This window comes from Fusobacterium sp. (genome assembly GCF_019012925.1).
Lineage (GTDB): Bacteria > Fusobacteriota > Fusobacteriia > Fusobacteriales > Fusobacteriaceae > Fusobacterium_A.
On sequence record NZ_JAGIRL010000015.1, the window covers coordinates 53,905 to 75,935 of the forward strand.

General features: G+C 31.4%; 23 protein-coding genes. 2 read left to right on the plus strand and 21 right to left on the minus strand.

Annotated elements, in window-relative coordinates; all coding sequences use genetic code 11:
* Positions 1 to 119: 119 nt before the first annotated feature.
* The gene (locus QZ286_RS02465) at positions 120 to 617 is read left to right on the plus strand and encodes a GNAT family N-acetyltransferase (protein WP_291255396.1); all 498 of its coding nucleotides are present in this window, start codon (positions 120 to 122) and stop codon (positions 615 to 617) included.
* Positions 618 to 689: 72 nt separating this feature from the next.
* Here the strand turns inward: QZ286_RS02465 and QZ286_RS02470 are convergent, their stop codons facing one another.
* The 20 genes from QZ286_RS02470 to pnp all read right to left on the minus strand — a co-directional run bounded on the left by QZ286_RS02470 (position 690) and on the right by pnp (position 19,257).
* The gene (locus QZ286_RS02470; protein ID WP_291255397.1) at positions 690 to 1,118 is read right to left on the minus strand and encodes an ankyrin repeat domain-containing protein; all 429 of its coding nucleotides are present in this window, start codon (positions 1,116 to 1,118) and stop codon (positions 690 to 692) included.
* 79 nt (positions 1,119 to 1,197) lie between these two features.
* Positions 1,198 to 1,878 (minus strand): methyltransferase, encoded by a 681-nt coding sequence (locus QZ286_RS02475; protein ID WP_291255398.1) that lies wholly within the window; start codon positions 1,876 to 1,878, stop codon positions 1,198 to 1,200.
* A gap of 2 nt (positions 1,879 to 1,880) precedes the next feature.
* Positions 1,881 to 2,801 (minus strand): stage 0 sporulation family protein, encoded by a 921-nt coding sequence (locus QZ286_RS02480; protein ID WP_291255399.1) that lies wholly within the window; start codon positions 2,799 to 2,801, stop codon positions 1,881 to 1,883.
* 70 nt (positions 2,802 to 2,871) lie between these two features.
* Positions 2,872 to 3,549: a DNA repair protein RadC gene (gene radC / locus QZ286_RS02485; RefSeq protein WP_291255400.1), complete on the minus strand. Its 678-nt coding sequence runs from the start codon at positions 3,547 to 3,549 to the stop codon at positions 2,872 to 2,874.
* 23 nt (positions 3,550 to 3,572) lie between these two features.
* Positions 3,573 to 4,631, minus strand: coding sequence for a nicotinate-nucleotide--dimethylbenzimidazole phosphoribosyltransferase (cobT, locus tag QZ286_RS02490; protein ID WP_291255417.1), 1,059 nt, complete (start codon positions 4,629 to 4,631; stop codon positions 3,573 to 3,575).
* A gap of 8 nt (positions 4,632 to 4,639) precedes the next feature.
* Positions 4,640 to 5,218, minus strand: a complete 579-nt coding sequence (locus QZ286_RS02495) for a histidine phosphatase family protein (protein ID WP_291255401.1) — start codon at positions 5,216 to 5,218, stop codon at positions 4,640 to 4,642.
* A 9-nt stretch (positions 5,219 to 5,227) separates the two neighbouring features.
* A complete protein-coding gene (gene cobS / locus QZ286_RS02500; protein ID WP_291255402.1) occupies positions 5,228 to 6,001 on the minus strand; it encodes an adenosylcobinamide-GDP ribazoletransferase in 774 nt (257 codons plus the stop codon).
* Between the two features lie 18 nt (positions 6,002 to 6,019).
* Entirely contained in the window at positions 6,020 to 6,583 is a 564-nt protein-coding gene (gene cobU, locus QZ286_RS02505) for a bifunctional adenosylcobinamide kinase/adenosylcobinamide-phosphate guanylyltransferase (protein WP_291255403.1), read from the minus strand.
* Between the two features lie 138 nt (positions 6,584 to 6,721).
* Positions 6,722 to 8,359: a DEAD/DEAH box helicase gene (locus QZ286_RS02510; RefSeq protein WP_291255404.1), complete on the minus strand. Its 1,638-nt coding sequence runs from the start codon at positions 8,357 to 8,359 to the stop codon at positions 6,722 to 6,724.
* 270 nt (positions 8,360 to 8,629) lie between these two features.
* The gene (dnaN, locus tag QZ286_RS02515; RefSeq protein WP_291255405.1) at positions 8,630 to 9,760 is read right to left on the minus strand and encodes a DNA polymerase III subunit beta; all 1,131 of its coding nucleotides are present in this window, start codon (positions 9,758 to 9,760) and stop codon (positions 8,630 to 8,632) included.
* A gap of 30 nt (positions 9,761 to 9,790) precedes the next feature.
* Positions 9,791 to 10,609 (minus strand): sigma-70 family RNA polymerase sigma factor, encoded by an 819-nt coding sequence (locus QZ286_RS02520; protein WP_291255406.1) that lies wholly within the window; start codon positions 10,607 to 10,609, stop codon positions 9,791 to 9,793.
* A 25-nt stretch (positions 10,610 to 10,634) separates the two neighbouring features.
* Positions 10,635 to 11,636: an NAD(P)H-dependent glycerol-3-phosphate dehydrogenase gene (locus QZ286_RS02525; protein WP_291255407.1), complete on the minus strand. Its 1,002-nt coding sequence runs from the start codon at positions 11,634 to 11,636 to the stop codon at positions 10,635 to 10,637.
* A 9-nt stretch (positions 11,637 to 11,645) separates the two neighbouring features.
* The gene (plsY, locus tag QZ286_RS02530; protein WP_291255408.1) at positions 11,646 to 12,248 is read right to left on the minus strand and encodes a glycerol-3-phosphate 1-O-acyltransferase PlsY; all 603 of its coding nucleotides are present in this window, start codon (positions 12,246 to 12,248) and stop codon (positions 11,646 to 11,648) included.
* A 12-nt stretch (positions 12,249 to 12,260) separates the two neighbouring features.
* On the minus strand, positions 12,261 to 13,616 hold the full coding sequence (rlmD, locus tag QZ286_RS02535) for a 23S rRNA (uracil(1939)-C(5))-methyltransferase RlmD (RefSeq protein WP_291255409.1): 1,356 nt from the start codon (positions 13,614 to 13,616) through the stop codon (positions 12,261 to 12,263).
* A gap of 6 nt (positions 13,617 to 13,622) precedes the next feature.
* Positions 13,623 to 13,880, minus strand: coding sequence for a hypothetical protein (locus QZ286_RS02540; protein WP_291255410.1), 258 nt, complete (start codon positions 13,878 to 13,880; stop codon positions 13,623 to 13,625).
* 1 nt (position 13,881) lies between these two features.
* Complete coding sequence (gene rsmH, locus QZ286_RS02545; RefSeq protein WP_291255411.1) at positions 13,882 to 14,823, minus strand: 16S rRNA (cytosine(1402)-N(4))-methyltransferase RsmH; 942 nt, start codon at positions 14,821 to 14,823, stop codon at positions 13,882 to 13,884.
* A 62-nt stretch (positions 14,824 to 14,885) separates the two neighbouring features.
* Positions 14,886 to 15,143 carry a YggT family protein gene (locus QZ286_RS02550; RefSeq protein WP_291255412.1) on the minus strand — a complete coding sequence of 86 codons (258 nt, stop codon included), beginning with the start codon at positions 15,141 to 15,143 and terminating at the stop codon, positions 14,886 to 14,888.
* Positions 15,144 to 15,158: 15 nt separating this feature from the next.
* Positions 15,159 to 15,692, minus strand: a complete 534-nt coding sequence (gene pgsA / locus QZ286_RS02555) for a CDP-diacylglycerol--glycerol-3-phosphate 3-phosphatidyltransferase (protein WP_291255413.1) — start codon at positions 15,690 to 15,692, stop codon at positions 15,159 to 15,161.
* Positions 15,693 to 15,722: 30 nt separating this feature from the next.
* Complete coding sequence (gene rimO, locus QZ286_RS02560) at positions 15,723 to 17,060, minus strand: 30S ribosomal protein S12 methylthiotransferase RimO (protein WP_291255414.1); 1,338 nt, start codon at positions 17,058 to 17,060, stop codon at positions 15,723 to 15,725.
* A gap of 97 nt (positions 17,061 to 17,157) precedes the next feature.
* The gene (gene pnp, locus QZ286_RS02565; RefSeq protein WP_291255415.1) at positions 17,158 to 19,257 is read right to left on the minus strand and encodes a polyribonucleotide nucleotidyltransferase; all 2,100 of its coding nucleotides are present in this window, start codon (positions 19,255 to 19,257) and stop codon (positions 17,158 to 17,160) included.
* Positions 19,258 to 19,472: 215 nt separating this feature from the next.
* Here pnp and QZ286_RS02570 point away from each other — a divergent pair, with 215 nt between their 5' ends.
* The gene (locus QZ286_RS02570; RefSeq protein WP_291255416.1) at positions 19,473 to 21,767 is read left to right on the plus strand and encodes a patatin-like phospholipase family protein; all 2,295 of its coding nucleotides are present in this window, start codon (positions 19,473 to 19,475) and stop codon (positions 21,765 to 21,767) included.
* 125 nt (positions 21,768 to 21,892) lie between these two features.
* On the opposite strand, the gene QZ286_RS02575 is transcribed toward QZ286_RS02570, so the two are convergent.
* Positions 21,893 to 22,031, minus strand: a 139-nt coding sequence (locus QZ286_RS02575) for a zinc ribbon domain-containing protein (RefSeq protein WP_291255418.1), incomplete at its 5' end; no start/stop codon positions are given.

Sequence of the window (22,031 nt, forward strand, 5' to 3'; positions counted from 1 at the left end):
TTTTCTATGTTAATTTATTATTTATTTTTTGTAAAATCTTTGTAAATTCGTCTTAAATATTGACAAAGAATTTTTAGCACTATATAATTTAGTTAATTTTTATTAAATTGGAGGAAAAGATGAATTTTAGAAAAGCTGAAATTAAAGATGTAGAAGATATTTTAGAGATAATATCCCATGCTAAAGACTATATGAAAGAAAATGGTCTTACTCAATGGAGTGGAGAATATCCAAATAGAGAGGTTATCTTAGGAGATATAGAAAAAAAGATAGGATATGTTTTAATTGTAGATAATCTTGTAAGAGGATATCTTGTGGTAGATTTTGTTGATGATGAGATCTATAGAGCTATTAGAGGAGCTTGGAAAACTGATTCTGAGTACGCTTCTATACATAGATGTGCTATGCATAAAACTCTTAGAGGAAAGGGGTATGGAAGTGAACTTTTTAAGTTTGCTGAGAATTTAGCAATAAGTAAAAATATCTCATCAGTAAGAGTTGATACTGCACCTGACAATCTAACTATGAAACACCTATTTGAAAAAAATGGTTATGAGTATTGTGGATTAGTATTTATTGCTGGGGATAAAATAGCATATGAAAAAGTTTTGAAATAATCTTTATACTATTTAATGAAAAAAAGAAGAAAATTGTTTATCCAACTTTCTTCTTTTTTATTTACAATTATTTTAATAATCTTCTAATCTTCTATGATGACTCATCTTTTCAAAGCCACTTCCAGCTCCTACATAATCAGCACCACTATTTTCAATAACTTTTAGTACATTGTTTGACTTAGAAACTCTTGCTAAGTTAATAGCTGTTCTCTGATGATTATTTTTTATATCTAAATCTCCACCAAATTCTAATAAAATTTCCATTATCTTTCCACTATCTTTTTGAGCTGAAATATGTAGAGCTGTATTTCCATCTTTATTCTTAGCATTAGGATCTGCCCCATTGTATAATAAAGCATCTACAAACTCATACTTACCCATTTCTACACAAAGATGTAAAATTGTATTTTTCTTATCATCCAACTCCTCAATAGAGTCCATATCTAAATTTTCTTTAAATCCTTTTAGATCATCTTGTTCAACAAATTTTAAAAGTTCCATTTTGTTCTCGTAAATTTTCTCCTTCTGTTTTGATAATAAAAATCTCGTTGTCAATCAATTATAGTTACTTTTTTCTCTTTTAATAACCACTCTCCTCAAGAAAAAGAGGAGGCATTATCTCCAGTTGTGCTTTTTTTCCTTTCCAAGCTTCAATCAAAACAAGATTTGAATTTTTCTCCTTAGAAAAATAGACAAATCTCACTCTTTTCAGAGAAAAACCACACTCTTCCAATACTTTTGCAATCTCTGTAAATCTATAACTTTGGTGTACAAAGGTAAAACTTCCTCTTGGTTTTAAAAGTTTTTTAGCACTTTTTACAAGCTCCAATAAGTTAAGTTTTATCTCGTGTCTAGCTATAGCCTTACTTGTTAAATCATTTTGTTTCTTTCCATCTACCTTCATATATGGTGGGTTTGAAACTATATAATCAAAGGAATTACCCATTGAATAATCCTTGATATCACAACCTATTATTTTTATATACTCGTCTAAGCTATTTAATGTTACATTTTTTTTAGCTAATAGAACATTCTCCTCTTGAATATCTATCCCTGTTATATCCTTTCCCTTATCCTTAGCATAGAGTAGTATTGGAATCACTCCATTTCCAGTTCCTATATCCAATATTTTTCCACTTTTACTAGGTAAAAAAAAGTCTGATAGTATCACTGCATCTACTGAAAATCTAAATCCATTTATTTTTTGAATAATCTTATAATCATCCTTTAGTAATGTCATATTTTCATCTTTACACAACATAACTATTCCTTCTCTAACTCCTTATGAGCTAACTCCTCTGCTGTCTTAGCATTTTTCAATCTATTTGCCTCTTTTATATTGAATCTAATCTCATCTACATCAAATTTTATCATACCTTTATTCTCTACATCTACAAACAGATACCCATTTAAAGGACTTATACTCATAACTTTTCCATCTCCACTTGGAGTCTTTACATGCTGATTAACTGCTGGATAACGTCTTAATGCTTCTTCATATTGCTGATACTCATAATTTATACAGCAAAGTAATCTTCCACATACTCCAGAGATTTTTGCTGGATTTATTACCAATCCCTGATCTCTTGCCATCTTTATAGATACAGAGTCAAATTTATTAATAAAAGTTCTACAACATAGCTCTTTTCCACATACTCCTACTGTACCCAATATTCTAGCTTCATCTCTAACACCGATCTGTCTCAACTCTATTCTAACTCTAAATATATTAGCCAAATCCTTTACCAGATCTCTAAAATCTATTCTTCCCTCTGCTGTAAAGTAAAATATCAATTTTGTCTTATCAAATGTATACTCAGTTTCTACAAGTTTCATTGGTAATTTATGATGATTTATTCTCTCTTTACAGATATTTTTAGCTTCTAGAGATAGTTTTTTTAACTCTTTGTACTTCTCCTCTTCCTCTTTACTTGCTTTTTTCAACACTGGTTTCAAAGGTAGAACTAGATCTTTTTCATTTACCATTCTTGGTTCTCCATAAACTACTCCAATCTCTTTTCCTCTTATAGTATCGACTATTACCTTATCTCCCTTTTTATACTCAACTTTATCTACAACTTCAAAGTAATATCTCTTCTTAGTAACCTCAAACATAACTCCTAATACATTATAAAATTTAGGTTCTTGAGGTATCTCTTGTTGTTCTTTATTTAAATTTTCCATTAATCCTCCAAGTTTTACTACACACATATTTTATATCATCTTATCATAATTTTTGTCACAATACAAGCTTCTAAATCAAGCCTTCTTCTAAAAAGCTAAAATATCCGTCTCTTGTCACAATTATATGCTCTAATAACTTTATTTCAACCAGTTCTAAAACCTCTTTCATATGTTCAGTTATCTGTATATCCTGCTTAGAAGGTCTAATATTTCCAGAAGGGTGATTGTGTGCAAATATCACTCCCTTAGCCTTATAAAACAAAGCTCTCTCTAAGATCTCTCTCGGATATACAGCACTCTTATCTATTGTTCCTGTAAAAAGAGTTTCACTCCCTGTAAGTACATTGAAATTATTTACAAATAAGACTTTAAACTCCTCTCGATTTGAAAATCCAATCTCACTTCTCAAATATCTCAAAAGAGAGTTTTTATCTCTAAGCTGTATCTCCTCTCTCTCTAATTCTCCTCTATAGAGATTTTTAGATAGATCTCCCAATATTTTTAAAAAGATTGCACTGCTCTCCTTTATCCCTGTTATACTATAAAGCTCCTCATAATTAGCACTTACTACATTGTCTAAATTTCCAAATTTTTCTATCAACTCTTTAGCTATTGGCTTGGTATCTTTTCTAGGTATCACATATGTCAATAAAAGTTCTAGTATCTCATATTCGTGAAAAGCTGAATAGCCTCCCTGTAAATATTTTTTTCTAAGTCTTTCTCTATGACCCTCAACTTTACTCTCCATATATCTTCCTCCTAAAAAGAGTTCTATTTAAAAAGTTCATATACAGCTACTGGTGTTTTCATCCCGTTTATCATATCAATAGCACACTCTATCATTGGATAAGTGAGTACAGCACCTGTTCCTTCTCCCAATCTCATCTCCATATTCAAAAAAGCTTTTTCATCTAAATTATCCAATACAACCTTCATTCCTGGCTCTTCACTCATATGTGTAAGAAGTATAAAATCTTTTACTTTTGGCTCTATTCTACAAGCTGTTAAAGCTGCTACTGCTGAGATAAAACCATCTACAAGCATCAACTGTCTATATTTTAAGGCTCCTAGATACATTCCCACCATACAAGCTATATCCAAACCACCAACATGAGCTAAGATATCAACAGGATCCATCTCAAATGTATTATATCTTTCACAAGACTCTTTTATCACTTTTTTCTTTTTTAGTAATCCAGAATCAGAAAGACCTCCACCTCTTCCTACTATCTCATCTATATCTCCTCTAGTTAAAGAGTATAATACTGCAGAGCTTGTAGAAGTATTTCCTATTCCCATCTCCCCATTTGAAAAAATAGTTACTCCTTCAGATTTTTCCTTTATCATATCCATACCTATCTCTATAGCTTTCAAACACTCTTCTCTACTCATTGCTGGCTCTTTGTAAAAGTTATTAGTTCCTCTTTTTACATTTCTATCATACAGATTGGCATACTCTCTTGGAATTGCTTCCTTTATTCCAATATCTACTAAATTAAACTCAACGCCCAATCTTTTTGTAAACAACCCAATACAAGCTATTCTATTCAGCATTGCCTCTGATACTATTCTTGTATACTCCTCTGGACATGAAGATATCCCCTCTTCAATAATCCCATTATCTGCAGAAGCTACAATATGACATTTTTTATCTATATTTTTTACTGGATATCCATATATCCCCGCCAATTTTAGAGCAATCTTCTCTATCACTCCCAAACTTCCCTGTGGTTTCATCTTTCTATCCAATTCCTCTTGAGCTAATTTTATGCTCTCTAGATCTTTTCCGTCTACACTCCCTAAAATACTCTTTATTCCCTTCACTTTTATCACCCTATTTATATGTTTAATCCCTTCATTACAGGATATTTATCTACAAATTCAATTACACAGATCCCACCATTTTCTAATGAATACTTCCAATAACTCTCCAACTCTTTAGAGAAATACCAACTCAATATACAATTGATAACTCCCCAGTGAGTTATCACTAGATTATCCTTTGTAAGATCTAGCTGTTCCACAAACTCCACTGCTCTTTTTTGCATATCTCTCGGACTCTCTCCAGAAACAAAGTTATAAGTTTCCCACTCTTTTTCACTTCTTTCACACTCTTCAGGATATTTTTTCTTTATCTCCTCATAGGTAAGTCCTTCAAAAATTCCAAAATTTATCTCTCTTAGCCTTTTATCTGTAACTATATCTCTATTTAAATAATTTATCATCTGAGCTGTTTCATAACATCTCCTTAAATCACTAGAGTAGATATTATCATAATGAATCTGAGATAACTTGGTTGTAGCTTTCTTTACCTGCTCTCTTCCCTTACTATTAAGCTCTGGATCCAACCAACCAAAATATGTTCCATCTACATTCATATCTGTCTGTCCATGTCTCACTAAGATAAGTTTTCCCATATTACACCTCTATAGTAAAACAGCTGTACACACATATAAAACGAATATTCCTATTACCTCTGAAAGTTCAACAACAGCTCCCAATGTATCTCCTGTTATTCCACCTATTTTTCTAGTCATAAGTTTTGCAAATATGTATCCTAACACCATTAATACTGGTATTGTAATTAATAGTGTATAAGGTAGCATAAAAATCTTACATACAACTGCACCATATATTAAAGTTAGTACTGTTGCCACTAACACTCCACAAGAATTAGTATGATCCACAAAAGTTTTTCCCATTCCAGTAGCTCTTGCATATGGAGCTGAAGCACAGTTAATTACACTATTTAATCTTGCAAAAGCTGGGATCAATAAAAATATAACCCCAGTTGATAGACCTACAACCATTTCCAATTCATAGATTAGAGCAACCTTAAGTATAAAATAAAGTATTAATACTAATCCACCATTTGTCCCCAATCTTGAGTCCTTCATTATATCCAGCATCTTCTGCTTACTTCTATAACTGAATATTCCATCAAAAGTATCTGCAAGTCCATCTAAATGTAATCCACCTGTTAAAATTACCTCTATTATCACTAATATTACAGCCATTACCATTGGCGAATAAATTATATAACTTAACCCCCAGTAAAATCCAAATAAAATTATTCCCATTACCATTCCAACTATAGGAAAAAATTTCATACTCTTTCCTAAGTTATCTGAATCAAATTTTGGCTCAAACCCAACGGGTAATCTTGTCATAAATTTAAAAAGTAGTGCTATTCCGTTCATATATTTCCTCCATTACATCTATTTTAATTTTAATTGTAAACCTGATACTGCCATATAGGCCTCATCTGCATAAGTTCCAGCTATTTGATTCATTCTTCCACATATATCTCTAAAATATCTTCCTAGCGGATAGGCTGGAACAACCCCCATTCCCAACTCATTGGAAACAACTACCACATCTATCTTTTGATTTTTCACATACTCAAAAAAGCTTTCAACCTCATCTTTAATCTCTAATTCTATCCTATCTACTTCATCAGTTGAGATATTATCCCAATCGCACTCTCTATCCATTATCATAAGATTGGTTACCATATTAGTTAGACAATCTAAAAGAATTACTCCATCTCTCTCTGCATATGGTGAAATTTTTTCAATGAGATTGCTATACCCTTCAATTGTTATCCAATTTTCTCCTCGTTGCTCTTTATGCTTTTTTACCCTAGCTTTCATCTCATCATCAAATGGAATTGAAGTAGCTAAATATATTTTCTGTGTATACTCTTTATCAAAAATATATTTTTCTGCTTGAAGACTCTTTCCACTCCTAGCTCCACCTGTAAAATATACTATTCTTCCCATTTTTTCACTTCCTAACTTAGCTTTCAATGCTCTAATTATACCATAAATAGAGAGCTTTGAGTAGTAATTATATTTTTTTATGAAAAAAGGAGAAATTTTATTGAATAAAAATTTCTCCCTTCTTCTATTTAATTATTTTTAGTTCTCTTTTTTCTTTCTTCTTGAGTTCTCTTTTCTCTCTTTACCTTTGCTAGAGTCCCCTGATTTATCCTTAGCTTTTTCTACTAATGGTTTCTTTCCATTTTTCTCTTTTTGGAATGCTTCAAGTATCATTTCAGCTTCTGTAAATGGAACTGACATAAATGAGAAATTTTCAAATACCTCTACATTTTTTATCTTTCTATCATCAACTTTTGATCTTTTTATTACATAGTCCACCAATTTCTTAGGAGTCATAGCATTTTTTCTTCCCAATGCTATAAACAATCTAACTTTTCCAGATTTTTCTAGCTTAACTTCACTTATCTCATTGTAATTATTTTCATCTAGAATATCATCATAAGCATGTTTCAATAGAGCTGATACTATATCCAATGCTTGCTCACCGTTTAAAAGTTCCTTAGCAAACTCTTTAAAGTTATCATAGTTTCCTTCAGCTAAAATTCCATTTAACTCTTCCATAAGTCTAAACTTTTTAGCTTGAATTACATCTTTAACTTCAGGTACTCTCTCTTTTCTGATCTCAGTTTTAACTATTCTTTGAATCTGAAGAAGTCTTCTATACTCTTGTGGAGTTATAAATGTAATAGCAGTTCCCTCTTTTCCTGCTCTTCCAGTTCTTCCTATTCTGTGTACATAACTCTCAGCTTCTTGAGGAATAGAGTAGTTAATTACATGTGATAGATCATTTACGTCTATACCTCTAGCAGCTACATCAGTTGCTACAAGTACATTTATCTTTTTAGCCTTAAATCTTTTCAAAGTAACTTCTCTATAGTTTTGGCTAATATCTCCATGTAATCCTTCAGCATCATACCCTCTATCATTTAACTTTCCTACTAGATCGTTAGCATCATTTTTTGTACGACAGAAAACAATTCCATAGAACTCTTTTGTTAAATCAATTATTCTGCATAAAGCTTCAAATTTATCTCTCTCATGCACTTCAAAATATATTTGGTCAGTTAAATCTGTTGTTAACTCTCTAGCTTTTACAGCTAATACTTCATACTCTTTCATATGATTTTTAGCTATCTTCAATATCTCATTTGGCATAGTTGCTGAGAAAAATAGCATTCTCTTATCTTCATTTGTCGCTTCAAGAATCTTTTCTATATCCTCAACAAACCCCATATTTAACATCTCATCTGCTTCATCAAGAATGAAAAACTTTAAGTCTTGTAACTTAATAAGTTTTCTATCCATTAAGTCCATAACTCTTCCTGGAGTTCCAACAATGATATCTGTTCCTTTTTTTAGTTGTCTTATTTGGAACTCTATTGATTGTCCTCCATATACAGGAGTAATTCTTATCTTCTTACCGTGTGCTAAGCTATTCATCTCCTCTGCTACTTGTAGAGCTAACTCTCTAGTTGGAGCTAATACTATAGCTTGAATATTTTTATTTGGTTCAAAATTCTCAAGTATTGGTAATGAAAATGCTGCAGTTTTTCCTGTTCCTGTTTGAGCCTGTCCTATTATATCTTTATCTCCATTTAATAGAGCTGGTATTGTTAATGCCTGTATTGGAGTAGGTTGTTCATAACCTTTTTTTGCCAAAGCCTTTAATGTTTTCTCACTTAATCCTAATTCTCTAAATTTTTCTAATTTTTCCATTATTCACATCCTTACAATTACAAATTTCTTATCTGTCCACCTATGTGTCCTATAATAAGTTGTTTACTGTCATATTATAGGAATCTCTCTGTTCTAATTTTATATAAGCAATTTAGCGGATAAAAAGATAATAAATTTTTTATTAATTTATAATTCAGAGAATAATCCTATGTTTTCTTAATGCAGTACAATATATTGTATCATACTTTTTAAATAATTGTAAGTTTTATTTTTTCAAAAATTGTACATTTTATTTTTTTCTTAGAAAAATTAGTCTTTTAAAGCTAATGGCATCAGTATATAAATATACTCCTCTACCTCATTTTCTCTTATCTTTACAGAGTTATTAGAAGCGATAAATTCTAAAGTTATCTCCTTCTCTTTATCTAAATTTTGTATGAAATCAGCTAAAAATTTTGTATTCAGTGCTATTCTTATATTATCCCCCTCATACTCCACTTTTAACTCCTCATTAATTTTAGCAATTTCATTTACACCATTTACTTTTAATTCACCACTATTCAATTGAAAAGTAGCTCCATATTTTGATTCAGAGTTATTTCTTACAAAAATAATAATTCTTTTTAACATTTTCATAAATACTTCCGCTTTTATTGTAAGTTTTTTATCATAGTTATTATTTTTCAAAATTCCCTTATAATTTGGGAATGCCATATCTATAACCCTACTTACAATCAATACATCTTCCATTTTAAAGAAGATACTTTTATTTATAAAATAAAATTTTATCTCTGTATTCTCTATACTTCTCAATAATTTTGTCATTGACTCAACTGTATTAAGAGGAATACTAACTTCAATATCCTCTGTTATCTCATCTAACTCCTTCTCTAAATACACAAGTCTATATGTATCTGTTGTAATGAATTTTAATTTGTTTTTTTCATTTTCCATTTTTACACAGTTTATTGCTAAATTGTCACTTGAAAGAGCTGCTGCATACTTAACCTTTTCAAATATATTAGCTAACTCTTGACTCTCTATTTTAAAGATCTCTGTCTTTTCTGAAAAGTTTTCATCTACTAATATTTTAGGAAAATCTGAAGCGTCCATCAATGAAAACTCTGAAGCTGAATCTGAACTCTCTATCAATAGATTTCCATCTTTTTCGATAAATGTCACAACCTCGTCTTTCAACTCTTTCAAATACTCTTCTACCAACTGGTATTGAAAAACAATTTTTCCACCCTCTATTACCTCACTACACTTCATCTCAGTTGTAATAGTTGACTCTAAGTTTGTACCACAGAAAAATAGTTTATCTCCTCTTGTTTCCACATATGCACATGATATTATTGGTCTGATCTTATTTTCTGTTATTACCTTTTCTATAATTCTCAGTCTTTTTAAAAATTCTAATCTTTCTATTATAATCTTCACTCTATGGTCTCCTTTCAGAATAAATCATTATTAAAAGAATTTATTGTTATTTTTACTATATTGATTCTTTAATTTTTTTAAAGTTTTCTTTTCAATCTGTCTTACTCTCTCCCTAGTTATGTTAAAAGTTTGTCCTATCTCCTCTAAAGTATGTATCTCTTCACCATCTAAACCATATCTTAAGGTTAAAATTTGCTTTTCACGTGTATCAAGTACCTCTACAAGCTCTCTCAACTGACTTCTTCCAATCTCTTCAATTATCTCATCTTCCAAAGTATGATCTATATTATCTGCTATTGTATCCTCTAAATATATATCATCACCTATACTTGCACTCAAAGACATTGGGTCTTGGAAAGTTAAGATAATATCATCTACCTTATCCTTATCCAACTTTAGATCTTGAGCTATCTCTTCTACAGTTGGATAGACACCCTCCTCTTTAACCCTTTGAGTTACATACTTATTTACTCTGTTTAAAAGATCATATTTATATGAAGGAATTCTAATTCCCCTACCCTTACAGATAATAGCTTTATTAATAGATTGTTTTATCCACCATACAGCATATGTAGAAAATCTGAATCCCTTATCTATATCAAATTTTTCAACAGCATAGATCAATCCAAAATTTCCTTCACTTATTAAATCTATAAGACTCAACCCTCTGTTGGTATAACTTTTAGCAATATTAACTACCAATCTCAAATTACATAAAATCAACCTATTCTTTGCTTCATTATCTCCAGCTTTCGCTTTTTTTAGTAATTCTATTTCTTCATTTTTATCTAAAACATCATATTTTCTTATATCTTCTAAATAAAATGAGATAAGGTCCCTATCTAGCATATTACATCCCCACTTTTTGTTTATCTTAGTAAAATTCTACCTTTAATTCTCTTTCCATCAAAGCTTCTACCATATTTTTTGCATTGGCATTATTATAAATAATATTGTATGTAGCCTCTACAATTGGCATTGATATTCCTAAGTTCTTAGCCTGTTCATACACTGCTTTTACAGTAGGAACTCCCTCAGCTACCATAGTCATATTTGCTAGTATCTCCTCAATTGTTTGCCCTTTACCTAAACATTCACCTACATGTCTATTTCTACTGTGCTTACTTGCACAAGTGACTATTAAATCTCCTATTCCACTCAAACCTGAAAAAGTTCTCTCATCAGCACCTAAAACCTTTCCAAATCTTACCATCTCAGCTATTCCCCTTGTTATTAAAGCTGCTTTTGTATTATCTCCAAATCCCATTCCATCAGCTATTCCAGCTCCTATTGCCAAGCAATTTTTTACAGCTGCTCCTAGCTCTACTCCTACTATATCCTCATTCAGATACACTCTAAAATTCTTTGTATTAAATAGCTCTTGTATCTCTCCAGCCTTCTCTTTTATTCCAGCAGCAACTATTGTTGTAGGTATTCCTATAGCTACCTCTTCAGCGTGAGTTGGTCCTGATAATACCACTATATTTTTGTGATATTTTCCTATTATCTCATCTTTCATAACTTGAGATAATCTCATTCCAGTAGAAACCTCTATCCCTTTTGCAGTATTTACCAATATCATATCTTCAGTTAACTGGTGTGAAAAATTTCTAACTACACCTCTTAATACCTGTGAAGGTACTGAAAATATAACATATTTTATCCCTTTTAATAGATCTTTGCTCTCAGATGTTACATTCAGATTATCTGGAAACTTTATTCCAGGAAGATACCTCTTATTCTCTCTTGAGCTTTGAATCTCTTCAGCTTTTTCTCTATCATATTCCCACATAGTAACTTCATACTCTTTACTTGCCAATACTAGTCCTAAAGCTGTTCCCCAGCTCCCTGCTCCTATTATAACAACTTTTTTCATAACTTCCTCCTATTTTAGTTTGAATTTATTCTCTGTTCCATTAAGAAGTCTTCCAATATTACTTTTATGTTTATATACAACAAATCCACCTATTAATGCTGTCATTATAACTAATGGTACTCTGTCTATTCCATTTTTTATTGGATAAAAATATGTTAATATTGGTAACATTATTGAAGCTATTATTGATCCAAGAGAGATGTATCTCGTAATAGCCACTACCACTATAAATATTATTAAAAGTGTTAAAGTTACATTTGGAACTAGAAATAAAAATACTCCTAAACTTGTTGCAACACCTTTTCCACCCTTAAAGTTCAGAAAAAACGATAGTGTATGCCCTATTATAGCTATCATACCTATAAGTAACAAATAATTTCCTTCAACTCCATATTTACTAGCTATAAATGGTGGTAAAAATCCCTTTAATGCATCTGCTATAAGGACCATTATTCCATATCTAGCTCCCAGTACTCTATAAGCATTAGTTGCTCCTGAGTTTTTACTACCATAGTTTCTAATGTCTATGTTTTTAAAATATTTTCCTATCCATACACCATTAGGTAAAGCTCCTAAAATATAAGCTAATACTATAAACAATATTATTTTCATAACTCTCTTCTCCTATTTATAAAATCTTCCTACTACCTCAGTATGAGATGTTCCTGGAAACATATCCACTGGTTGTACTTCATCTATTTTATAACCTAGTCTAGTCAAAATTTCAGCATCTCTAGCAAAAGTAGATGGATTACATGAAATATAAACAATCTCTTTTATTCCACTCTCTGATGTTTTTATCAAACTTTTTTCCTCTATCCCTTTTCTTGGTGGATCAAAAATAACAGCATCAACTTTATCTCCTCTGTTGATTAATTCTAGCATCTTATCCTCTACAGCTCCATTTATAAACTGAATATTCTCTATTTCATTCTCCTGTGCTGTCTTTACTCCATCAAGTGTTGCTGATTCAACTAGCTCTATTGCATATACTTTTTTAGCTTTTTTAGAAAGTATCATAGCAATAGTACCAGTTCCTGAATAAGCATCTACTATATATTTATTCTCTATATTTTCAAAATAATTTATAGCTACATTGTATAATCTCTTAGTTTGTGGTAAGTTTATCTGGAAAAAAGATTTTGGTGAGATGTTGAAGTGTATCCCATCAATCTCCTCTTTTATGCTCTTCTCTCCCCAAATAAAGATATTCTTCTCTCCTAAAGCAAAGTTAGTTCTTCTATTATTCAACGATACATATATAGATTTTATTTGACTTATTTTATTTTTTAACTCCATTAGGATATCTTTATATCTCTTCTCTACCTTTGTAGCATTTATTATTAAGACTACCATAGCTTCATCTTTTGAGTTTGTTCTTACCATAATATGTCTCAATATTCCACTGTGCTCTTTCTCGTCATAAACCGATACTTTTTCTCTGTTTAATATCTTTTTTAACTCTCTTATTATCTCATTTCCAAGCTTTGAATTTAATATATTTTCCTCCACTTGAAATACGTCATGTGATTTTCTTTTAAAGAAACCTGTAATAATCTCTCCATTATACTTAGAGAACGGCTCTATTATCTTATTACGATAATGGTATGGTTCTACACTTCCCAATACATCATTGACTCTCACATTTTCTAATTTTCCAATCTTTCTCATCACATCTTCAACCATCAGTTTTTTATACTTTAACTGTGCTGAATATTGCAACATTCCAAAATCACAACCTTGAAAATCTTCAAATGTTATCTTACTCCTGTCCTCTACCCTCTCTTCTCCAGCTTCTACAATCTCCTCTATCAGACCTCTAGCATAGCTTTTCTTTACAGATATTATCTTTATTTTTAGTATATCATTTGGCACAGACATTGGAACAAACACTGCAAAATCATTGTAATATCCCAAGCCTTCTCCGCCATTTACTATCTTATCTACCTTTATCTCTATTATTTGATTTTTTTTTAACATTAGGTATTACTCCTCTATTTTAAAGAACTTTATCTCATTTGAAATACTCATATTTTTCTTTTTTTTCATCTCATTTCCAATTCTCTCTAAATCCATGAGTGAATCGTACTGTAATTCTTTTTTTTCAAGCTCTTTTTGTAGCTCATCTAACTGTTTATTTCCAGTTTTAATGGATAACTCTAATCTAGATACCTTAACTAATAGATTCCCATGGTATAACCACACTGAAATCAATCCAACTAAAAATATTGCTACAATTCTCATCTTAACCTATCCTTTCAACTACTCTCAATTTTGATGAGTGTGCTCTGTTATTAAACTTTACCTCTTCTCCTTCTGGAACTATTGGTTTTTTAGTTATTAGTTTTACCTTTGCCTTTCCACCACACACACATATTGGCAATCCTGGAGGACACTTACAAGCAGTAGCCAAATCTTTAAATTTTGTTTTTACCAATCTATCTTCTAATGAGTGGAAAGTTATAATTCCCAATCTTCCTCCCACTTTTAGAGAGTCCACAGCCTTATCTATAGCTTTTTCTAAAACCTCTAACTCTCTATTAACCTCTATTCTAATAGCTTGGAAAGTCTTCTTTGCTGGGTGTTTTTGAGCTCTCTCTGGATAAGCTCTCTTTATTATAGCTACAAGTTCTCCTGTTGTCTCTATGTTTTTCTCAGCTCTAGCTTCACATATAAACTTAGCTATCTTTCTAGCATTTCTCTCTTCCCCATATTCAAATATTATCTTAGATAATTTTTCCTCTGGATACTCGTTTACAACTTCATAAGCTGATAATGGGTTACTTCTATTCATTCTCATATCTAACTTTGTATCATATCTATAAGAAAATCCCCTCTCTGGATCATCTAACTGTGTTGAAGAAACTCCAATATCCATTAAAATTCCATCAACTTTATCATATCCAGCCATGTATAGTACCATATCTAAATTTTCAAAATTATTCTTAAATACTTCCCATTTTTTTCCATATTTTTCCAATCTCTTCTTAGCAAAATCTATTGCTTGTTGATCTTGATCTATTGATATAAGATGTCCATTTTCAGATAGTTCTTTTAAGATCCCCTCTGAATGACCACCTCCACCTAAAGTACAATCTAAATATACTCCATTCTTATCTACCACCAAGTTATCTATACACTCTCTGTATAACACTGGTATATGGTATTCACTCACTATATCTTCCATCTTTTTCTCCTTAAAAGTTTCATTTTTAAATTACAAAAATAGAGAAGCTTTAAGCTTCCCTATTAAAATATAAGCATAAAAATTAATCTTCTCAAAACTATAAAAAAGAAATATGCTATAATAGGCGAAATATCCATTCTCATATTTCCTATAGGTATAAGCATTCTAAATGGTCTTAATATTGGCTCCGTTGTATTATATATTAACTCTGTAAATCCATTTCTTGACATTGGTGATAACCATGAAAGAACAACCCTTATTAAAATAAGAGTGTTTATTACACTAACTAATAGATCTACTATCCTTACAATTAAAATCATATCTAGTACCTCTTTCTATTTTGAGTTTAAAAAATAATGTTTTGCTTTAGAAGTATATTCCCAACCAGACCATAGTGTTAATATAACTGGAATCATCATCATATAGATATTCCACTTGTTATCCCCAAAAATAATCATTATAAGTATCACTATCATCTGACTAGTTGTCTTATACTTCCCTAACTTTCCTGCTGGTATAACCTCTCCTTTAGCAGCAGCTAGCATTCTTATCCCACTTATTAAAAATTCTCTTGCAATCACTACAATTGACATCCATGAAGGGATATATCCCAAATCAACAAATATGACTAATGCTGATATAACAAGAACCTTATCAGCCAATGGATCCATAATTTTACCAAAATCTGTTACCAAATTATGTTTTCTTGCTAGGTATCCATCAAAAAAATCTGTAAGGGATGCTATCACAAATATAACAAAAGCTATTGCCCTATAACTAAATCCTCCCTCATTTGAAAACTGAAGAAAGTATATAAAAGGTACAGCGAGTACAAGTCTTAAAAATGTTAATTTATTTGGTAAATTCATTTTTATGCTCTCCTTTATATTTTTTATTCTCTATTTTTCATTTTTTACTATTGGTCCAACAAAATCATACTCAAAATTCTGTTCAAACTTAACTTTAACAATTTCCCCAGGTTTTGCTGTACCATCAGTTGTTAGAACTTTTCCATCTATCTCCAATGCCTGTCCTCTTGTTCTTCCTTCTAATAGGTACTCACTTTCACTAGAAACACCATCTATCATAACCTCTATCTCTTGTCCTAGTAATTTTCTATTTTTTCTCTCTGCTATCTCGCTTTGTAAATTTACAAGCTCTGCATATCTTCTCTCTTTTATCTCTTCTGGAACCTGATCAGGTAATCCATAAGCTACTGTATCCTCTTCTCTTGAATATTTAAATACACCTGCATAATCAAACTCGAACTCTCTTACATACTCCATTAGCTCTTGGAAGTTCTCCTCTGTTTCTCCAGGGAAACCAACGATAAGAGTTGTTCTAATTGTAGCATCTGGAATAGCTGTTCTTATTCTATTTAAAACACTTTTTACCTGTTCTCCACTCTTTGCTCTAGCCATATTTCTCAATATATTGTCTGAAACATGTTGTATTGGTACATCAAAGTATTTACAGATCTTCTCTTCAGTTTTCATCACTTCGATTAACTCATCTGTTACATACTCTGGGTGCATATAATAAGTTCTTAACCATTTTAATCCATCTATCTTACATAACTCTTTCATCAGAGCTGCCAGTTTCTTGTCTCCATATAGATCGATTCCATACTCAGTAGTTTCCTGTGCCAAAAGATTTATCTCTTTTACTCCACTAGCCACTAATTGCTTAGCTTCTTGTACTATATCCTCTATACTTCTACTTCTTAATCTTCCTCTCATCTGTGGTATTATACAGTAAGTACAAGCTCTATTACACCCTTCCGATATCTTCAAGTAAGCTGTATGTGCTGCAGTTGTTATAACTCTCTCTGTGTTAGCATTAGCTAAGAAAGTTAAGTTTGTTGTTTCAACCACTTTTTTATCAGCTAAAATCTCATCTACAACTCTCTCTATCTTATCTATATCACCAGTTCCTATTACTGCGTCAACTTCAGGAAGTTCTTTTAATATCTCCTCTGAATATTTTTGTGCTAAACAACCAGCTACTATCAATTTTTTTAAGTTTCCAGTCTCTCTAAGTTCACTCACTTCTAGAATAGTCTCTATTGACTCCTCTTTTGCATCTCCTATAAAACCACAAGTATTAACAATTACTATGTCAGCTTCTGCTACCTCACTTGTTAGCTCCATGCCCTTTCTTTTAGATAAAATTCCTAAATAGTGTTCACTATCTACCAAATTTTTACTACAACCTAAGCTAATCAAAGCTAATTTCATTCTTTATTTTTCTCCTTACATCTCTAAATATTATAATTACTCATACAGTTTAAAGAGATTTGAGTGTCATCTTTCAATGACACTCATATTCTCAATATTACACTCTCTTTTTACTTAAACTTATTTTTCCATTGTCAGTAGAGATAACTTTTACGTCAAATACATCTCCTACTTTTAATACATCCTCTACATTTGCTACTCTCTCTTGAGAGATTTCAGAAACATGTAAAAGTCCCTCTTTACCTGGTAATATTTCCATAAATGCTCCAAATTTTTGGATACTTACAACTCTACCTGAATAGATCTCTCCAACTTCTACATCTTTAACATAAGAGTTTACCAATCTTACTGTTTCAACTAAAGCTGCCTCATCTTTACAGAATATAGAAACTTTTCCATCATCATTGATATCAACAGTTGCTCCAGTTTGATCAATTATTCCTTTTATATTTTTTCCTCCTGGCCCGATTAATGCTGCTATCTTATCAGTTGGGATAACCATTTGATGTATTCTTGGTACATTTGATTTGATAGGTGCTGGAGCAGGAATTGTGTTGTTCATTAGCTCAAGAATTTGATTTCTAGCTTCTAAAGCTTGTTTTAAAGCTATTCTCATTATCTCTTCTGTAATTCCTGTTATTTTTATATCCATTTGAAGAGCTGTTATACCATTTTTAGTACCTGCAACTTTAAAGTCCATATCTCCTAAATGGTCCTCTAGTCCCATTATATCAGTTAATACTGTGAACTCTTCTCCCTCTTTTATAAGTCCCATTGCGATTCCAGCTACATGCTCTTTTATAGGTACACCTGCAGCCATCAATGATAATGATCCACCACAGATTGAAGCTTGTGAAGATGATCCATTTGATTCAGTGATCTCAGATACAACTCTTATTGTATATGGGAACTCCTCCTCTGATGGTATAACATATCTTAAAGCTCTCTCTGCTAAAGATCCATGTCCTAACTCTCTTCTACCAGGGCTTCCCATTCTTCCAGTCTCTCCTACTGAATATGGTGGGAAGTTATAATGTAAATAGAATTTTTTGTAGTATTCTTTTTCTAAGTCATCTACTAATTGTTCATCCTCTTTAGTTCCTAGTGTTGTTACAACTACTGCTTGAGTCTCTCCTCTTGTAAACATTGCAGAACCATGTGGAATAGGTAGACAATCAACCTCTGCAAATAATGGTCTTATCTCAGTTGTTTTTCTTCCGTCTACTCTATGTTTGTGGTAAAGAATAGCATCTCTTACCAATTTTTTCATTAAGTCGTGGTAATATCCTTTGAACTCAATTAAAACATCTTCAGGGAATTCTACATCTTCTCCCTCTCCATAGTTTTCCACTTTGAATGTTTCTAATAACTCCTCTTCTAGAGAATCTACAGCTTCCTCTCTATTTTTCTTACCTAAAGTTAGAACCGCTGCTTGTAATCTCTCCATTCCTCTCTCATCAATGAAGTTCTTAACTAGTGGCATAACTTCTGGTTTTACAAATTCCATCTTCTCTTTTCCAACTTCTTTTGCAAAAGCTTCTTGGAAATCACATATCTTTTTGATATTTTCGTGAGCAAACATAATAGCTTTTAACATAGTCTCTTCATCTAGCTCTTTTGCTCCTGCTTCAACCATGTTTATAGCTTCTTTTGTTCCAGCTACTGATAACTCAAGCTCACTTGTCTCTAACTCCTCTGGAGTAGGGTTTAGTATGAACTCTCCATCTTTATAACCTATTACAACACCTGCAACTGGTCCTAAAAATGGTAGATCTGATAACATTAATGCCATTGATGATCCAATTATTCCTAAGTAGTCAGGTGTATTTTTCTCATCAAATGAAAATACAGTATTTACAATGTGTACATCATAGTTGAATCCATCTGGAAACATAGGTCTTATTGGTCTATCTATAAGTCTTGCTGTCAATGTAGCATTTGTTGATGGTTTTCCCTCTCTTTTATTGAATCCTCCAGGGAATTTTCCAGCAGCATAAAACTTTTCTATATAATCTACTGTCAATGGGAAAAAGTCATTTTCCTTTCTAGGTTCCTTACTTCTGTTTACTGTACTTAAAACTACAGTATCTCCATATTGTACCATTACAGCTCCACAAGATTGTCTCGCTATTTTACCAGTAGAAAAAGTAAGTGTTCTACCTGCTAATTCCATTTGAACTTTTCTCTCGTCAAACATATATCCTCCTATAAACTTTACAGATTAGGAAGTAAATAATAAGGAGTAAAGAAACAATTTTTTATTTCCTTACCTCTTACTACTTAATCTTCCTAATCTTTTTTATTAGTATTATAGCATTTTTAATGGTAAAAATCAAACTTTAGCTCATTCTTTATTTTATTTTTTTTAAAAGTTTGATATAATATAATGGTATGGAAAATATAGGAGGAAAAATGAAAAAATTTACTTTAGCTATGTATTTAATTTTTTCTATACTCTTTATTCAAACTAAAACTTTTGCTAAAACACTGACTTCTAAAGAAGATTTTGAGATAAATAATTTAAAAGAGCAGATTAAAATTTTAGAGAATAAAATTACTCAATTAGAAAAAATTAAAAAAAATAAATTTAAAAAGAATAAAAAAAATATAAAGATAGGTCTTACTTTGAGTGGTGGTGGAGCAAAGGGACTTGCTCATATAGGAGTCCTCAAGACTCTAGAAAGTTTAGGTATTCGTCCAGATTATATAACTGGTACAAGTATTGGAGCTTTGATAGGAGCTCTCTATTCTGCTGGATATTCACCAGATCAAATCGAACAGATTTTATCTAAAAATAGTTGGGATGAGTTTATCAATGGTGATTTTGTAGAGGATAAAATTCCATTAGAAAAGAAAATCAATAACAAAAACTATATGGTTTCAGTTAAATATGATAATAAATTCAATTTCTCTCTACCTAAAAGTTTCGGAAATAGTCAGATGATGTATTTTGAATTAAAAAAACTACTAAACAATGTAGAGGATATAAAAGATTTTGATAAATTACCAATCCCACTTAGAATTATAGCAACTGATCTTAATACTGGAGAGGCTGTAGCTTTTAAAGATGGAGATTTAGCCAAAGCCATTGTTGCAAGTACAGCTATCCCTACTATATTTGATCCTGTTGAAATTAATGATAGACTCTATGTTGATGGACTTGTTTCTAGAAACTTTCCAGTTATTGATGCCATTGACATGGGAGCTGATGTAGTAATTGGTAGTGATGTTGGAAATGAGATAAAAGATAAAAAAGAATACAATATCATCAGTGTTTTAAATCAACTTGTTGCTATTCAAAGTGCTTCTTCTACAGATGAACAGAGAAAACTTGCTTCTATATTAATAACACCTGATGTACTTGAATATTCAGCTACAGAACTAGATAAGAGTAGTCTTTTTGTAGAATTAGGTGAGAAGGCTACAAAGGAGAAACTACCTCTTTTAGAAGATCTTCCCAAAAATCTTACTAAACCAACTCCTAAGCTAAAACTAAACAATAATGTTTGTATTAAAAATATAAAGTTTAAAAGTGATATTTCTGAAAAAAATCAAGCTATTATAGATAGCTCTCTCTCTAATATTATAGATAAAGATATTTCATTAGAGGAGTTGGAGATGCAACTTCTAAAGCTTTATGGTAATGAGATTATCAACTATCTATACTATGATATTGAAGATGATAATTTAGTTCTAGATGTTGGAATAAATCCTAACAACTCTGTTGGAATGGGAGTTAAGTATCTCACTGGTTATGGAACAACTTTTGATATAGGTACAACTATTACAAATTTTGGAAAAATTGGAAATAATACCCTTGTCAACTTGCAAGTAGGAGATTATTTAGGAGTAAATTTTAAAAACTTTATATACTATGGTTATTCTAATAAGATTGGTATTTTTGCCAACTTTGATTACAACGAGAATCCATTCTTCCTATATAATGGAAACAAAAAGATTTCAAATCTGTTGGTTAGCACCTTTGATGCAGAGATTGGAGCTCTTACTCAATATAACAATCAACTGACTGTAGCATATGGAATCAACAGTTCCTATGCTAAACTAGAACAGGAAACTGGTTCTCTCAATCCTAATGAGATTGAGTATTCTAAAAACTACAATGGAGCTTTTTTCAAAGTTAATTTTAATACTCTTGACTCTGATATATTCCCACACTCTGGTTCAAAATTAGACTTCAAATATAGTTGGGAAGGAAGCTTTGATAAGTCAAATTCCAGTTTCTATGGTCCTTTATATACCTTTGATGGTTATCTTCCAATTACGAAAAAAATAACATTTAATTATGGTCTAGCTGGTGGAGTCATTAAGGGAGATGAAATTAATTCAATGGATAAATTTATCCGTCTAGGTGGAACTAAAAACAATCTTCAAAATAAAGATTTTGCTTTTTATGGTTATTTCTATCAGCAAAAACTAGTAGAAGATTTTATGATTGGTAAATTGGGAGTAAGCTACAAGCTTGATACAAATCTCTATTTAAATGCTCGTTGGAATATTGGAACTTACAGTGATTTAAAAGAGAGTCCATCTCCTAATAAAAAAGTTATCTGGGAAGACTACTCTCAAGGGTTTAACCTTTCATTAGCTTATGGAAGTATTTTAGGCCCTATTGAATTTTCAGTATCAAAAGATAATGAAAGTGGAGAACTTATCTCACAACTTAGTATAGGGTATATATTTGAGTGAACCTCTCCCACTTAAAATTACTTCGTAATTTTTGAAGTGGGAGCTTCTTCTTGGGAAATAGTTGCTTTTGTTAGCCAACTATATTTACCAAGCTATCCCCATAGTTCCTACGGTTCTTTTTATTTTTAGACAACTTGTCTTATTCTTAGTCCTTCAGCTAGTATATTTTTACTTGCATTTATATCTCTATCGTGGTGTGTATGACAAATTGGACAAGTCCACTCTCTTATATCAAGAGTTTTCTTGCCAGCTCTATGACCACAT

What these genes read in the sequence shown, in the direction of transcription:
- QZ286_RS02465 (WP_291255396.1), top strand. Translation starts at nt 120, where the DNA reads ATGAATTTTAGAAAAGCTGAAATTAAAGATGTAGAAGATATTTTAGAG.
- QZ286_RS02470 (WP_291255397.1), bottom strand. Translation starts at nt 1,118, where the DNA reads ATGGAACTTTTAAAATTTGTTGAACAAGATGATCTAAAAGGATTTAAA.
- QZ286_RS02475 (WP_291255398.1), bottom strand. Translation starts at nt 1,878, where the DNA reads ATGTTGTGTAAAGATGAAAATATGACATTACTAAAGGATGATTATAAG.
- QZ286_RS02480 (WP_291255399.1), bottom strand. Translation starts at nt 2,801, where the DNA reads ATGGAAAATTTAAATAAAGAACAACAAGAGATACCTCAAGAACCTAAA.
- radC (WP_291255400.1), bottom strand. Translation starts at nt 3,549, where the DNA reads ATGGAGAGTAAAGTTGAGGGTCATAGAGAAAGACTTAGAAAAAAATAT.
- QZ286_RS02495 (WP_291255401.1), bottom strand. Translation starts at nt 5,218, where the DNA reads ATGGGAAAACTTATCTTAGTGAGACATGGACAGACAGATATGAATGTA.
- cobS (WP_291255402.1), bottom strand. Translation starts at nt 6,001, where the DNA reads ATGAACGGAATAGCACTACTTTTTAAATTTATGACAAGATTACCCGTT.
- cobU (WP_291255403.1), bottom strand. Translation starts at nt 6,583, where the DNA reads ATGGGAAGAATAGTATATTTTACAGGTGGAGCTAGGAGTGGAAAGAGT.
- QZ286_RS02510 (WP_291255404.1), bottom strand. Translation starts at nt 8,359, where the DNA reads ATGGAAAAATTAGAAAAATTTAGAGAATTAGGATTAAGTGAGAAAACA.
- QZ286_RS02520 (WP_291255406.1), bottom strand. Translation starts at nt 10,609, where the DNA reads ATGCTAGATAGGGACCTTATCTCATTTTATTTAGAAGATATAAGAAAA.
- QZ286_RS02525 (WP_291255407.1), bottom strand. Translation starts at nt 11,636, where the DNA reads ATGAAAAAAGTTGTTATAATAGGAGCAGGGAGCTGGGGAACAGCTTTA.
- plsY (WP_291255408.1), bottom strand. Translation starts at nt 12,248, where the DNA reads ATGAAAATAATATTGTTTATAGTATTAGCTTATATTTTAGGAGCTTTA.
- rlmD (WP_291255409.1), bottom strand. Translation starts at nt 13,616, where the DNA reads ATGTTAAAAAAAAATCAAATAATAGAGATAAAGGTAGATAAGATAGTA.
- QZ286_RS02540 (WP_291255410.1), bottom strand. Translation starts at nt 13,880, where the DNA reads ATGAGAATTGTAGCAATATTTTTAGTTGGATTGATTTCAGTGTGGTTA.
- rsmH (WP_291255411.1), bottom strand. Translation starts at nt 14,823, where the DNA reads ATGGAAGATATAGTGAGTGAATACCATATACCAGTGTTATACAGAGAG.
- QZ286_RS02550 (WP_291255412.1), bottom strand. Translation starts at nt 15,143, where the DNA reads ATGATTTTAATTGTAAGGATAGTAGATCTATTAGTTAGTGTAATAAAC.
- pgsA (WP_291255413.1), bottom strand. Translation starts at nt 15,692, where the DNA reads ATGAATTTACCAAATAAATTAACATTTTTAAGACTTGTACTCGCTGTA.
- rimO (WP_291255414.1), bottom strand. Translation starts at nt 17,060, where the DNA reads ATGAAATTAGCTTTGATTAGCTTAGGTTGTAGTAAAAATTTGGTAGAT.
- pnp (WP_291255415.1), bottom strand. Translation starts at nt 19,257, where the DNA reads ATGTTTGACGAGAGAAAAGTTCAAATGGAATTAGCAGGTAGAACACTT.
- QZ286_RS02570 (WP_291255416.1), top strand. Translation starts at nt 19,473, where the DNA reads ATGAAAAAATTTACTTTAGCTATGTATTTAATTTTTTCTATACTCTTT.